Here is a 13,552-nt window from a genome sequence, read left to right as displayed (position 1 = left end):
TGTCTCTCATTTCGTTGAACGCAAGGTCCATAATTTACCGGAAAATGAACTTTGGCTGCCAGATAGCAAAATATCATTTTTTGATTCTTTAGGAAACACACGAGCAGTAGCGGTTTTTTCTCCATCATTTATAAAAATTTCAACGACCGACGAGTCAACAAATACTCGCAATGAAAGCGGCCCTTGTGGAATGGAGAATTCTCGTTGATTACCATACTCTTCACCAAAACTGATTCCAACATTTTCTCGGTTGATTATCATTGTACCACGCTCGGTATCAAAAGAAAGTTCTAATCCTGTATTTTCTTTTTGGTCTGCTAACAGTGTCAGTTTTCCTTTTGCACCTTGTTCGAACTCTATATTCATTTCATATTGATTTTCTATTGAAGTGCTGATTGCTTGTGGTTCAGCATGAAGCTGTCCGTGCAGCTTGTATTCTTTTTCTCGCAAATCTTTCGTTTCAGCAACAGGATTTTGAAAAAGCATACCCTCCTTAATGGTTAACTCTTTTGTGAGACTTAAACAATGAGCCCAGCCTTCACGATCAGTTGGATAAGTAATCTCCGGTAATCCAATCCAGCTAACTGCTAGAGCCCGTCCGTCCGGAGCGTTAAAGGCTTGAGTTGCATAGACATCAAACCCTTCATCCAGATTTTTTAAACTGCTAGGATTGGTTAAACGGTTATTCTCTGAATCGAACTCGTTAGCGACTACGTACGTATTCGGATAGATATTTTGATACGGTAAAATTTCTTTTTCCAAGCCCTGAGGACAGAAAAGGAGCAAAGCTTTTCCATCAACGAATACTAGATTCGGACATTCAACCATAAAGCCCATTTGATGCTCAGAGAAATCCAGCTCTCCTTGTAATTCCCAATTTTGTAAATCTGTACTCATATATGTCAAAACTTTTCCTTCCAGTGCTTCGTTTTGAGCACCGATTACCATAAAATATTTATTTTGATAAACAAAAATTTGTGGATCACGAAAATGTTGTGTATATCCTTTTGGAGGCTGTTCTATTAATGGTAGCTGTACTTTTTCGATTTGATTGTTTTGATCCATCCATGCTCCCATTTGATAAGAGAATCGATTCCAATCGTTGTCTCGAACATTGCCTGTATAAGCTAAAAAAAGTCGATCATCTAGTGGAAACGCAGAACCTGAATAGACACCATGGCTGTCGTATGGACTATCAGGGAGCAAGTCCGCTCCTTCTTTTTGCCAATCAATTAAATTAGTGGAAGTAAGATGGAACCATGATTTCAGCCCATGGACAGCTCCCATCGGATAAGATTGGTAAAATAGATGCCATTTTCCATTAAAAAAGGAAAAGCCATTTGGATCGTTTAATAATCCAGTTTCTGGTTGAACGTGATAATTTAAGCGCCATTTCGATTGAGATACTTGCTTCTTTAGTTGTTTTATATAATCCTCGGGCCATTTGTCATAATGTTGATAGCGTAACTCTGTTGTCCAATTTTTAATAAGACTCATAAAATTACTCCTTTTCGTAAGCGTATTCTTGCCTATATCATACATTTTTCAAAACGAATTGTCAAACGTATAACAATATAAAAGTTGCAAGAACAGTCTTAATTGTTAATTTTTTTTATTTAAAAAATTATTTTGATAAACGTTTGACATTTTTGTTTTAACGTGTAATACTATTGATGAAAAAAGCGATTTCAACTTAAGGAGGAAAAAATTATGAATCACAAAAAAGTCGCAGAGGAAATATTGGCTGCATTAGGGAAGGATAATATTCAGGCAGCTGCTCATTGCGCTACAAGATTACGCTTAGTTTTAAAAGACAATGATAATATCGATCAAGCATCATTGGATAACAATGATGATGTGAAAGGGACTTTTTTAGCTAATAATCAATATCAAATCATTATTGGTCCTGGAGATGTGAATAATGTCTACGATGAGCTTGTAAAACTTGCTGGAGTGAAAGAGGCTTCGACAGAAGATTTAAAAGCCGTGGCAGCTGATGGAAAAAAAGTAAATCCAGTAATGGCACTCATTAAAGTTTTGTCTGATATTTTTGTACCAATTGTTCCGGCGTTAGTTGCTGGCGGTCTATTGATGGCTATCAATAACGTTTTAACATCCCCTAATCTATTTGGTCCTCAATCAGTAGTAGAGATGTTTCCAAGTATTACGGATTTAGCGAATATTATTAATTTGTTAGCTTCTGCACCATTTGCGTTTCTCCCTATTTTAGTTGGTTTTTCGGCTACCAGACGTTTTGGAGGAAATCCGTATCTGGGAGCTGCAATGGGTATGGTGATGGTAATGCCGGATCTTGTGAACGGTTACGGGGTTGCTAATGCAATTGCGGACGGCAGCATGCCTTATTGGAATGTATTTGGTCTAAATGTTGCACAAGCAGGCTATCAAGGTTCTGTTTTGCCTGTATTAGCTGTTTCGTGGATATTGGCAAATCTTGAAAAATTCTTCCATAAGAGAATACATAAAGCCTTTGACTTTACATTTACCCCTATGTTAGCAATTATTATTACCGGGTTTTTAACATTTATTGTTGTTGGACCAATTATGCGCACGGTTTCTGATGGAATAACCGATGGCTTGGTTTGGTTGTATGATACAACAGGAGCAATCGGTTTAGGCGTTTTCGGACTGGTTTACTCACCAGTGGTTATTACTGGTCTACACCAAAGCTTCCCAGCTATTGAAACAACATTACTAGCTGATGTTGCCAACACAGGAGGTTCTTTCATTTTCCCGGTTGCAGCTATGGCAAACATTGCGCAAGGGGGAGCAGCGCTTGCGGTGTTCTTCTTGACGAAAGATAAAAAGCAAAAGAGTTTAGCTTCTTCTGCCAGTGCTTCAGCATTACTGGGAATCACTGAACCAGCTATTTTTGGGGTAAATCTGAAACTTAAATTTCCTTTCATTATTGGGATGATTGCTTCAGGTATTGCTTGTGCGGTAATTGGTTTCTTCCACGTCCTATCGGTTGCAATGGGACCAGCTAGCGTAATTGGCTTTATCTCTATTGCACCAGAATCGATTCCTTATTTCATGATCGGTGTGGTAGTAAGTTTGGTATTGTCCTTTGGGATGACATATTTCTATGGGAAAAATAGAATGGGCGAGCCGCTTGCAGAAGGTGTAGAAAGCAGTTCTTCTGTAGCTGCAGTGTCAGAAACTGTACATGCATCGGTAAAAGAAGAAGTAATTGGAACAGCAGTAAGTGGTGAAGTTGTTGCTTTGGAAAATGTGAATGATCCTGTATTTTCTTCTGGAATGATGGGAAAAGGAATCGCAGTCAAACCAAATGAGAATAAAATCTATGCTCCTGCTGATGGATTGCTTACTGTGGTAAATGCTTCAAAACACGCATACGGTTTGCAGACAGCAAGCGGTGCTGAAGTACTTATCCATATTGGAATCGATACGGTTAACTTGAATGGAAAACACTTCGAGACTTCTAGAAAGCAAGGAGAGCAAGTAAGAAAAGGAGATGTGTTAGCAATCATTAATCGTGAAGGAATCTTAGATGAAGGTTATGATGATACAGTAATCATGGTTGTTACAAACTCAGATTCATTCGAACAAATCGAAGCACTTGAAAAAACAAGCGTTCAAACTGGAGAAGACATTTTGAAAGTGAGCAAGATGGATGCAAACTAATTGGTGGAAAAAAGCGGTTATTTATCAAATTTATCCGCGTAGTTTCCAAGATACGAACGATGATGGGATCGGAGATATAAAGGGAATAGTTCAACGGTTAGATTATCTGGCCTTTTTAGGGGTAGACGCTCTATGGCTGAGTCCAGTATATGAGTCCCCTAATGATGATAATGGCTATGATATCAGTAATTACGAACAAATTGGTGAAGAATACGGAACCATGGAAGATATGGATGAGCTGATTTTACAAGCAAAAAAACGGAACATTCGTATTATTATGGATTTAGTAGTGAATCATACGTCCGATGAACATCGCTGGTTTCAAGAATCTTTAAAAGGTCCAGACAATCCTTATCATGATTTTTATGTCTGGAGAAAAGGTCAGAATGGAGGACCACCGAATGGATTGATTTCTAACTTTGGTGGTTCAGCTTGGACCTATGTTCCAGAATTAGGAGAGTATTACTTGCATCTCCATTCTAAAAAGCAACCCGATTTAAATTGGGAAAATGAGAAAATGCGAGAAGCCATTTGGGATATGATGAATTTTTGGCTAGAAAAAGGGATTGGTGGATTCCGTCTGGATGTGATTGATTTGATTGGTAAAGTACCAGACCAAGAAATTACTAAAAATGGACCGAAGCTTCATGAATTGCTTCGTGAAATGAATCAAAAAACATTTGGACAATATGATGTCGTGACGGTAGGCGAAACATGGGGAGCGACTCCTGAAATTGCGCAACTCTATTCAGATGAGAACCGTCAAGAATTGTCGATGGTTTTTCAATTTGAACACATTAACTTAGATAAGCAAACGGGAAAAAGAAAATGGGATTTGAAGACGCTCGAACCTCAAGAACTGCATGATGTTTTTTCAAAATGGCAAACGGAACTATCTGGAAAAGGATGGAATTCATTGTTTTGGAACAACCATGATTTGCCAAGGATTATTTCTCGTTGGGGACATGATGGAAGTTATCGTGAACTGAGTGGCAAGATGCTGGCGATCTATCTTCATTTTATGCAAGGCACTCCCTATATTTACCAAGGAGAAGAGATTGGGATGATCAATTATCCCGTATCCAGTATTGCTGAAGTGGACGATATCGAAAGCATACGTATGTATAAAGAAAGAATTCAACAGGGCTATTCTGAAAAAGAAATCATGAAGTCGATAAACGCAAAAGGAAGAGATAATGCACGGCATCCGATGCAGTGGAATAATGGCGTTCAAGGTGGCTTTACGAAAGGAACTCCATGGCTTCCGACAGGAAACACAGAGACTATTAACGTGGAAGCTGCTTTGGAAGATAGCAATTCTTTGCTGTATACTTACAAAAAGTTAATCGATTTACGGAAAACTGAACCAGTTATAGTCGATGGTGATTACACAAAGGTAGAGACTGGAAATACCAATGTATTAGCTTATTTGCGCGAATTGGCTGGCGAAAAATTGCTGGTTATGGTTAATTTTAGTCCTAGCGATCAAAGATATCAGTTAGATTTCGTTCCTAGCGTAAAAAAATGGTTAATCACAAATTATTCGGAAGAACTCTCTAGTAGCCTGGCTCCATACGAAGCTTTTGCAATAAAAATAAAATAAAAATAGCGGACAAGTCCGCCTTGGCCTATGAAAAAATAGGAAATTTGACCCTGAATGAGCAGCGAAGCGCGCAATGGGGCAAATTTATCTTTTTTTCACTAGGTCAGGACTTGGGAGCTAGACATTGATGGCTGAACTTATAATCCCCTAGTCTATAAAAATAGCTGAAGTATGTATCTCGAGATACATACTTCAGTTTACTTATTTATTCGAAATTTCAGTTTTTTTCCAATGGTAAGCAATAACTTCGAAATCGCCTTTAATACGGGGAACGAGAATACCTGCATGGTTTAATTCCGATCCACTATAGTATTTCTTTGTGGTAGAATCTTGGTAAATAGCATTTTCATCTAAAAATTTAGTCTGAAGATACTGAACGGGAACGGCTGGCCGAGCGAGACCATTGGAATAAACCAATAAAGCTTCCTCTTGGTTTTTGAATAGCCAAGCCGTTGCACCCGTTTCGGATGGTGCTTGAATACGATAAAAATCACCAAATTGAATAAGCTCGCGATGTTCTTTATACCAGGAAATTTGTTCTGTAATTCTTTGGAGATTTTCTGTAGTTTGTTTTGTTATGTCTAATTCAAATCCGAAATTTCCGCTCATTGCAATCCAACCACGAGTGTCAAGTGGAGTATTGCGTCCTACTTGATGGTTGGGAATATCTGAAACATGAGCACCCATCATGACAGGCGGATAGAGATAGCTATAACCGTATTGAATAACAGATCGACAAAGTGCATCAGAGTTGTCACTTGTCCAAGTTTGTGGCATATAAGCCATCATGCCTGGGTCGAAACGTCCGCCGCCACTTGAACAATTTTCGAAAAGCACATAAGGATAACGTTCTGTCACGGTTTTTAAAATTCGATAAAGACCGAGGACATAGCGGTGATAAAGTTCTTTTTGTTGGTCAGAAGGCAATGTTTGATTGCCAACTTCGGTTAGGTGTCGGTTCATGTCCCATTTCACGTAGTCAATCTTACCGGTGGCTAAATATCCACTAAGAACATCAATCAAATAATTTTGCACTTCTACGCGGCTTAAGTCTAAAACCAATTGCTGGCGTCCTTCTGTAAGGTGGTAGCCCGGAACTTGTAGAGCCCAGTCAGGATGCTTGCGAAATAAATCACTGTTCTTTGAGACCATTTCGGGTTCGAACCATAGTCCAAATTGCATATTGAGTTGATGAATCTTTTCAGCGAGATGAGCAATTCCATTGGGTAATTTTGCAGGATTTACTTGCCAGTCACCTAAAGAGGAAGTGTCATCATTCCGTTCACCAAACCAGCCGTCGTCAAGCACAAACAGCTCGATACCTAGTTTGCTTGCCAACTCAGCTTGTTGTACAAGAGATTCTTCAGATAAGTCAAAGTAATTTGCTTCCCATGTATTTAAAAGAATGGGGCGAGCTTTATCTGTAAAGGAATGAGGAATGAGATTTTTTTGATAGATTTTATGGAAGTTTTGAGACATTTGATTGAATCCCTGATCACTGTAATTGATCACAACTTCGGGCGTCTGAAAATTTTGTCCACTATCAAGCTTCCACTCGAAAGTATCCGGTTGAATACCGATCTGTACCCGGCTGGAGCCATACTGTTCCACTTCTACTTGGGCAACGAAGTTCCCGCTGTAAACAAAATGAAAAGCAAAAACTTCTCCTGAGAATTCTGTTGTCTCTCGATTTGCTAGAGCAAGAAACGGCTGATGTTGTGGGCTGCTGGTGCCGCGACTGCTTTCGATTTTTTGGATTCCGGGATGTAGGGGCTGACGATGCAGATTGGCCTCGTTTGTATGTGAGCCATTCAGAGTAACCATATCCAAGTCCCAACGAGGGAAATCAACCAAAAGTGATCCCGCGTTTTCTAAAAAGATTGCTTGATTACCTGAGTTGATAAAGCGCGCGTTTCGAGTGAGAACCGCATCATTTTCATAGAGATTATAGGTCAGGATCATTTGAATAGTTTGTCTTTCATCTTCTAGAACGATTTCTAACGAAGTGGTGTTGTCCTTTCGCAAATATGGGAGTCCTTCTAATTCGCGTTTCCCTTCGTAAATTCGATGTTCTTTATAGGTGAAGTCCGTAATAGTGAAACCCTCTTGGTTACGGATTTGATAATTTGGTATACGGTGATCGCCATTTCCCTGTGTACTCGTTTCTAAAGGCAGGGCATTTAATGAAAAGGTACGTTCGTCAGGAATCGGATTTGTGGCAAATCCACGATCAATGAATTGCAGCTCATTGCTGCCATGGTAGCTAGTAAGGCTTTTTCCAAAATAACGGTGGGTAATATATTTACCTTTTTCAATCCCGATGATATAGCTTATGTAATCATTTTTAAGATGAAAGATATTCTGTTGAGAATCAAATGTTATCGGCATATTATTCCTTCTTTCTTATTTGTTACAACAAGCATAAGGAGTCTGATGAAATGAAACAAGAAGAAAAAATTGTAAGAGCGGGTAATAAATTGCATCCATTCATTCGCCGCTTTCATTATATGGATCATCAGAATCTACCTTATATCCAAGGTCTGGGTGTAGGGACAGGACATGCGGATTATATATGGGACGGCATGAGAAGAAAAGATCAATTAGTAGTTATGCAGTATACCTTAAGCGGGAAGGGGATTTTTGAAAGTGGCGGAAAAGAATACGTTCAAAAAGCTGGAAGTTTTTTCTTGGCAGATATTCCCGGAAGATTTACTTATTTTGGAGAAGATTGGAAATTTATTTATATAGAGTTTTCGCCGATCACAAAGCAATGGCTGGCACTACCTAACCAAGCCTGCCCTTCAAGCAGTGAAAGTTTTTCAAAGAAATTAATTGAACTGATTCTCCTTTTAGAAAATGAAGAAGTGTCTTTATATGAGAATGCGAAACTCTCTTTTGATTTATTTTTACAAATAAAAGAAGAAGTTGCCCAACAAAAAGAGAAAATGGATCCTGAAATTCAAGTGCTTCGGTCATTTATTGAAGAAAACTACCAGCAAGACATCAGTTTAGATTTAATGGAAAACCACTTCCACATGTCTAAGTTTCACATTATCCGATCTTTTGAAGAAGCTTTTCAATACACACCGATGGCTTACTTGAGAAAAATAAGAATTCTAAAATCATTAGAGCGATTATGGGATTATAAAACGATTGATCATGTCGCTCATTCGGTTGGGTTTTCCAACGGCAATTATTTCTCAAAAGTTTTTAAATCAGAGATGGGAATGACTCCCACAGAGTATAAAGAAAGTAAAAAAATATAATGAGGAGTGAGTGTATTATGTACGGATCAATAGAGGCAGGTGGCACAAAATTTGTTTGCGCAGTTGCTGATGAAAGTTTAGAAATTATCGACCGAGTGAGCTTTCCTACAACAACACCAGAGGAAACGATGGAGTTGGTTATTCAATTTTTTAAAGGTTATCAAGATAAGCTGGAAGGGATTGGGATTGGGTCTTTCGGCCCCATTGATATTCATCGAAATTCTCCAACATATGGGTTTATTACATCTACTCCTAAATTACTGTGGCAAAATTTTGATTTCGTCGGCACAATGAAAAAACATTTTTCTCTGCCAATCGCTTGGACAACGGATGTTAATGCTGCAGCATACGGAGAATACGCATTTGGTAAGGGCAAAGGGTTGTCGAGCGTCGTTTATTATACAATTGGAACCGGAGTGGGCGGAGGAGCTATACAAGAAGGTCGTTTCGTTGAAGGATTTAGTCACCCGGAAATGGGACATATGATGGTAGTACCTCACAAAAATGATTCTTTTACAGGAAATTGTCCATTCCATGGCAATTGTTTGGAAGGGATGACTGCGGGACCAGCAATTGAGAAAAGAACCGGTAAAAAAGGGCAAGATATCTCTCCAGATGATGAACTATGGGACATGCTGGCTTATTATATAGCGCAATGTGCTTATAACACAACACTCATGCTCTCCCCGGATGTCATAATTTTTGGCGGTGGCGTAATGAAACAGCGCCACATGCTTAAAAAAGTTCATCAAGCATTCGAAGATTTAATGCAAAGTTATGTAAAAACGCCTGATTTAACAAACTACATTGTTACACCCGAATTAGAAGACAATGCCGGGACAATCGGTTGCTTGGCACTTGCAAAAGAAGCAAAAATTCATTTATAAGAAAAAAATAGAGTGGGAAAAAGGCGTTTAGATCCGAGTCACTGGAAGGAATAAGCACAGGATGGACGAAGACCATCCGCGCATGATTCGTGAAGTGGGTGTCGGATCTGCCTTTTTGAGCACGTTTACACCACTATTATTCGTTAATACTAGAGGGCCGGGAATTTTTTCCCGGCCCCTTTCTTCATAGACTAGGGGATTATAAGTTCAGCCATCAATGTCTAGCTTCCAAGTCCTGACCTAGTGAAAAAAAGATAAATTTGCCCCATTGCGCGCTTCGCTGCTCGCTAACGCATATCATTCGACTAACCCGCTGAAGCGTGAAGTCTCCTGACAATTCAGGGTCAAATTTCCTATTTTTTCATAGGTCAAGGCGGACTTGTCCGCTTTTCTTAGGTAGTATTCATTCGTACTATTCTTTCATTACATCAACCAATGATGATTTTTCCTTTTGCATAAGTAATGTTTTTTGTGAATTTATCTTTTCTTAACAGACTGTCAACTAATGTAATCGGTCCAACTCTGCCTGCAAACATCATGATCATAATGATAATATGACTGGCAACTCCTAAAGATGGGGTTAAGTTTACTGTCACACCAACTGTAGCAAGGGCTGAAACTGTCTCGAACATTAAATGTATGTAAGGTACTTCAGGATTCAATAATAATAGTAAAGTGGATCCAAGTAGAAAAGAAAAAAGAAAAATGACTGATATTACTAAGGCGTTGCGTACTAAGGATTCTGGTATGGTATGTCTAAGGACATTGACATTTTTCTGCCCTCGCAATTCATTGTAGATTAGCAAGATAACCATGACAAAGGTGGTTGTTTTCAAGCCGCCAGCGGCCCCTCCAGGAGAACCTCCTATGAACATTGAAAAGATAAAATTAATCAAAGTAAAGGGATGGACAGCGCCGTAATCAATGGTTGAAAAACCAGCAGTTCTCATGGTGATTGACTGAAAGAAGCTAGCTAGAATTTTTTCAAAAAACGAAAACTTTCCTATTGAATTTAGATTATTATATTCTACAACGAAAAATAAAAATGCACTAATAAAAGTTAGAGAAAACGTTGTAAAGATAGCGATCTTGCTATGTAAAGTTAATTTGCGAAATAATTGGATAAGATTAAAAGGAGATTGTTTTCTTGAATAATTATTACTTAACACACGTGCTACATCAAACCAAACGATAAATCCTATTCCTCCTAATATGATTAAAAAGCTGATAACAATATTTACCAAGGGCTCATGTACATAATTGTTTAAAGAAGTTGCTCCAAGATTATCAAAGCCTGCATTATTAAATGCCGAAATTGTTAAAAAAAGAGAGGTAAAACTTCCTTTTTTAAACCCTAGAGCTGGAATAAAATAAATACAAAGGGATAAGAAACCCATGGCTTCAATAAAAAAAGTATATTTGAATATGTTACTTAAATAAGTCTTAAGGTCTTTGGCATCTGACTGATTAATTCCTTCTTGCACCGCTAGTCTTTCCCTCAATCTCATTTTCCTTCCTAACGTCGAAGCAGCACTCGCTACTAAAGTCATCAAACCTAAACCACCACATTGTATTAAAAGTAAACTGACAGAAAGTCCAAATGTTGAATAAATACTGCTGATAGGGACTCTCGATAAACCTGTCACACATACCATTGATACAGAATGGAATAGATGATCCATATAAGTTGTTTTTACATCCTCTAATTGACTAATCGGCATGGATAGTAGAATAGAGCCAACTAGAATTAAAAACAAAAAACTAGCTACTATTTTTTTTGAAGTTGTCCACTTATAAAACCGCTCTTTCATATTGTTCATTCCTCTTTCAATTTATAAGAAATAATATAGTCAGTTGTTATTATCAATCTTCAAGGTAAAAAATGGAAAAAGAAGATGACCTAAATAGTTATCGAGATCACCTTCCATAGATTGTGTAAGAAATAACTTCTTTAAATTTCGCTTATTTTCTATTCATAAGGTTCTTTCAAATAGTCATGACGCTCAAATATATCAGACTCAGAAATTCCTAAAAATATTAAATCTTCTCGAACAAGTGTATTTGCTAACACACTAACGTTTAGTGGCGCATTTTTTGATTCTCGCATGCCAATCAAGTTGATGTCATATCTTTTACGTAAATCCAGTTCTTGAATCGTCTTCCCAACCCAGCTTTTAGGAGGTGAAAATTCTACAATGGAAGTGTGGTCGTCTAGTTCCACAATATCTTCAATTTTGTTTCGCATCAATTTTTTTGCGAGACGGACTCCTGATTCACGTTCAGGCAAAATCACTTCGTTTGCGCCAATTTCTTGAAGAACATCGCGATACATATTATTTTTTGCTTTAGCAATGATTTTTGGTACACCTAGTTTTTTACAATGCATCACTGCAAGTACACTCGCTTCTAATACAGTACCTGTGGAAATTACAACTGCGTCACAATCACCGATACCAATTGTTTCTAACAAATCTCGATCTGAAATGTCGCCGACGACACCTTTTGTAATAAGGGGCTCTAGATCATTAATGTTTTCTTCACTTTTATCAACTGCAATCACGTCATAATCAAACTCTGCTAATGTCCGGGCAATACTCCTCCCGAAAATCCCTAAACCTAATATTCCAATGGTCCTTCTCATTCTATTACTCCATCCTATCCAATAATTATTTTTCCAGAAGCGTAGGTAATGTTTTTCGTTTCTTTATCCTTACGTGCCAAACTTTCTGCCATGGTAATCGGTCCGATTCGCCCTGCAAACATGAGAACCATCAAGGTAATCTTGCTCATTATTCCTAAAGATGTCGTCAGATGTGCACTGATTCCCACCGTTGTAATGGCAGAAACAGACTCAAACATCAAGACAATAAACTCCACATCCGGATTTAATAAGGACAAAATACCTGTCCCTAATAAGAAAGCGGAAAAGAAAACTGAAAAAATGACAAATGCATTTCGTACCAGCGTTTCCGAAATTGTATGATTCCATATGTTAACGTTTTTCTGTCCACGGAAGACGTTATAAATGAGCAAGACAATCATCGCAAATGTGGTGGTTTTCAAACCACCTGCTGTACTTCCAGGAGAGCCGCCAATAAACATGGAAATAATAAACCAGAATAACGTAAAAGGATAAACTTTCGTGAAGTCGACAGTTGTCAGTCCAGCCGTCCGCATCGTTACGGTTTGGAAAAAGCTAGCCAATAGCTTTTGACCAAAAGAAAAGTCTCCAATCGTTTCAGGGTTCTGGTATTCTACTAAAAGAAACAATAGTGTGCCTAGTCCCGTTAAAATCAAACTGACCACAATTGCTAGTCGGCTATGAAGAGAAAGGCTCCGATAAAAATAAAGCAATTTCTTTTTACCTTTTCTTTTTATCCAATTACGGGAAACAGAAGCAAAATCAAACCAAACATGAAAACCGATACCGCCTAGAATAATTAATACTGAAATAACTAAATTCACGAGCGGATCATGAACATAAGCAGCTAACGAATTGCTGCCCAAGGTATCAAATCCTGCATTTGTAAAGCCAGAAATAGCTAAAAATAAAGCCGTAAATAGTCCTTTTGCCCAACCAAATTCTGGGATAAAACGAAAAGAAAGGACAAAAAATCCGATTCCTTCAATCACGAATACATACCGAAGAATCGTGCTTAAAAAAGAACGAAAGTCAGTAGCATCCTCACGGTTTAGTCCTTCTTGCACAGCCAGACGTTCACTTAAGCTCATTCTTTTGCCAAAAGCAGTCACGATACTCGCAACGATTGTCATTAAACCTAATCCGCCAATTTGCATTAAAATCAAACAAATAATTTGCCCGAAAAAAGAGTAGGTTTGAGCAATCGGTGTATCTACCAATCCAGTTACGGTCACGAGTGAAGCAGAGTGGAAGAAATGATCGAAGTAAGTAGCTTGAGAACCAAAAGCCTGGCTAATCGGAAGCCATAAAAGAACAGAGCCAATAACAATTAACAGGATAAAACTCGCCACAATTTTCTGAGAAATCGTCCAACGCGAGAACCAATTGCGCACAAAATCCCTCCTTTTTTCGTAATAAAACTTGAACACACATAGAAATAGATTGCACTCCTACTTTATTTTCAATACGATGATAATGAAAATAAAAAAGG

9 protein-coding genes are annotated in these 13,552 nt (G+C 38.2%); 4 read left to right on the top strand and 5 right to left on the bottom strand.

Annotated elements, in window-relative coordinates; genetic code table 11:
• Positions 1 to 6 precede the first annotated feature (6 nt).
• The gene (locus EJN90_RS04865) at positions 7 to 1,497 is read right to left on the bottom strand and encodes a sucrose-6-phosphate hydrolase (RefSeq protein WP_126109133.1); all 1,491 of its coding nucleotides are present in this window, start codon (positions 1,495 to 1,497) and stop codon (positions 7 to 9) included.
• A 213-nt stretch (positions 1,498 to 1,710) separates the two neighbouring features.
• On the opposite strand from EJN90_RS04865, the gene EJN90_RS04860 reads away from it, so the two are divergent.
• The gene (locus tag EJN90_RS04860) at positions 1,711 to 3,663 is read left to right on the top strand and encodes a sucrose-specific PTS transporter subunit IIBC (RefSeq protein WP_126109132.1); all 1,953 of its coding nucleotides are present in this window, start codon (positions 1,711 to 1,713) and stop codon (positions 3,661 to 3,663) included.
• On the top strand, positions 3,653 to 5,266 hold the full coding sequence (locus tag EJN90_RS04855) for a glycoside hydrolase family 13 protein (RefSeq protein WP_126109131.1): 1,614 nt from the start codon (positions 3,653 to 3,655) through the stop codon (positions 5,264 to 5,266). The genes EJN90_RS04860 and EJN90_RS04855 overlap by 11 nt, the downstream gene beginning before the upstream one ends.
• Positions 5,267 to 5,467: 201 nt before the next feature.
• Here EJN90_RS04855 and EJN90_RS04850 read toward each other — a convergent pair whose 3' ends face one another.
• Positions 5,468 to 7,654 carry an alpha-galactosidase gene (locus tag EJN90_RS04850; protein ID WP_126109130.1) on the bottom strand — a complete coding sequence of 729 codons (2,187 nt, stop codon included), beginning with the start codon at positions 7,652 to 7,654 and terminating at the stop codon, positions 5,468 to 5,470.
• A 50-nt stretch (positions 7,655 to 7,704) separates the two neighbouring features.
• Here EJN90_RS04850 and EJN90_RS04845 point away from each other — a divergent pair, with 50 nt between their 5' ends.
• Both EJN90_RS04845 and scrK read left to right on the top strand, forming a co-directional pair.
• A complete protein-coding gene (locus tag EJN90_RS04845; protein WP_164544009.1) occupies positions 7,705 to 8,532 on the top strand; it encodes an AraC family transcriptional regulator in 828 nt (275 codons plus the stop codon).
• A gap of 14 nt (positions 8,533 to 8,546) precedes the next feature.
• Complete coding sequence (gene scrK, locus EJN90_RS04840; protein WP_126112292.1) at positions 8,547 to 9,419, top strand: fructokinase ScrK; 873 nt, start codon at positions 8,547 to 8,549, stop codon at positions 9,417 to 9,419.
• Between the two features lie 428 nt (positions 9,420 to 9,847).
• On the opposite strand, the gene EJN90_RS04835 is transcribed toward scrK, so the two are convergent.
• From EJN90_RS04835 to EJN90_RS04825, 3 genes are all read right to left on the bottom strand, one after another.
• Complete coding sequence (locus tag EJN90_RS04835; protein ID WP_227872583.1) at positions 9,848 to 11,239, bottom strand: TrkH family potassium uptake protein; 1,392 nt, start codon at positions 11,237 to 11,239, stop codon at positions 9,848 to 9,850.
• Positions 11,240 to 11,388: 149 nt separating this feature from the next.
• Positions 11,389 to 12,060, bottom strand: coding sequence for a potassium channel family protein (locus EJN90_RS04830; RefSeq protein WP_126109128.1), 672 nt, complete (start codon positions 12,058 to 12,060; stop codon positions 11,389 to 11,391).
• Positions 12,061 to 12,074: 14 nt separating this feature from the next.
• On the bottom strand, positions 12,075 to 13,454 hold the full coding sequence (locus EJN90_RS04825; RefSeq protein ID WP_126109127.1) for a TrkH family potassium uptake protein: 1,380 nt from the start codon (positions 13,452 to 13,454) through the stop codon (positions 12,075 to 12,077).
• Positions 13,455 to 13,552: the final 98 nt, after the last annotated feature.

Source organism: Jeotgalibaca ciconiae (genome assembly GCF_003955755.1).
GTDB lineage: Bacteria > Bacillota > Bacilli > Lactobacillales > Aerococcaceae > Jeotgalibaca > Jeotgalibaca ciconiae.
This window is presented reverse-complemented; position numbering and strand designations above follow the sequence as displayed.

Bases quoted from the DNA above. Each gene is read 5' to 3' on its own strand.
- EJN90_RS04845 (WP_164544009.1), top strand. From the start codon at position 7,705: ATGAAACAAGAAGAAAAAATTGTAAGAGCGGGTAATAAATTGCATCCA.
- EJN90_RS04865 (WP_126109133.1), bottom strand. From the start codon at position 1,497: ATGAGTCTTATTAAAAATTGGACAACAGAGTTACGCTATCAACATTAT.
- EJN90_RS04835 (WP_227872583.1), bottom strand. From the start codon at position 11,239: ATGAACAATATGAAAGAGCGGTTTTATAAGTGGACAACTTCAAAAAAA.
- EJN90_RS04855 (WP_126109131.1), top strand. From the start codon at position 3,653: ATGCAAACTAATTGGTGGAAAAAAGCGGTTATTTATCAAATTTATCCG.
- EJN90_RS04860 (WP_126109132.1), top strand. From the start codon at position 1,711: ATGAATCACAAAAAAGTCGCAGAGGAAATATTGGCTGCATTAGGGAAG.
- EJN90_RS04850 (WP_126109130.1), bottom strand. From the start codon at position 7,654: ATGCCGATAACATTTGATTCTCAACAGAATATCTTTCATCTTAAAAAT.
- EJN90_RS04830 (WP_126109128.1), bottom strand. From the start codon at position 12,060: ATGAGAAGGACCATTGGAATATTAGGTTTAGGGATTTTCGGGAGGAGT.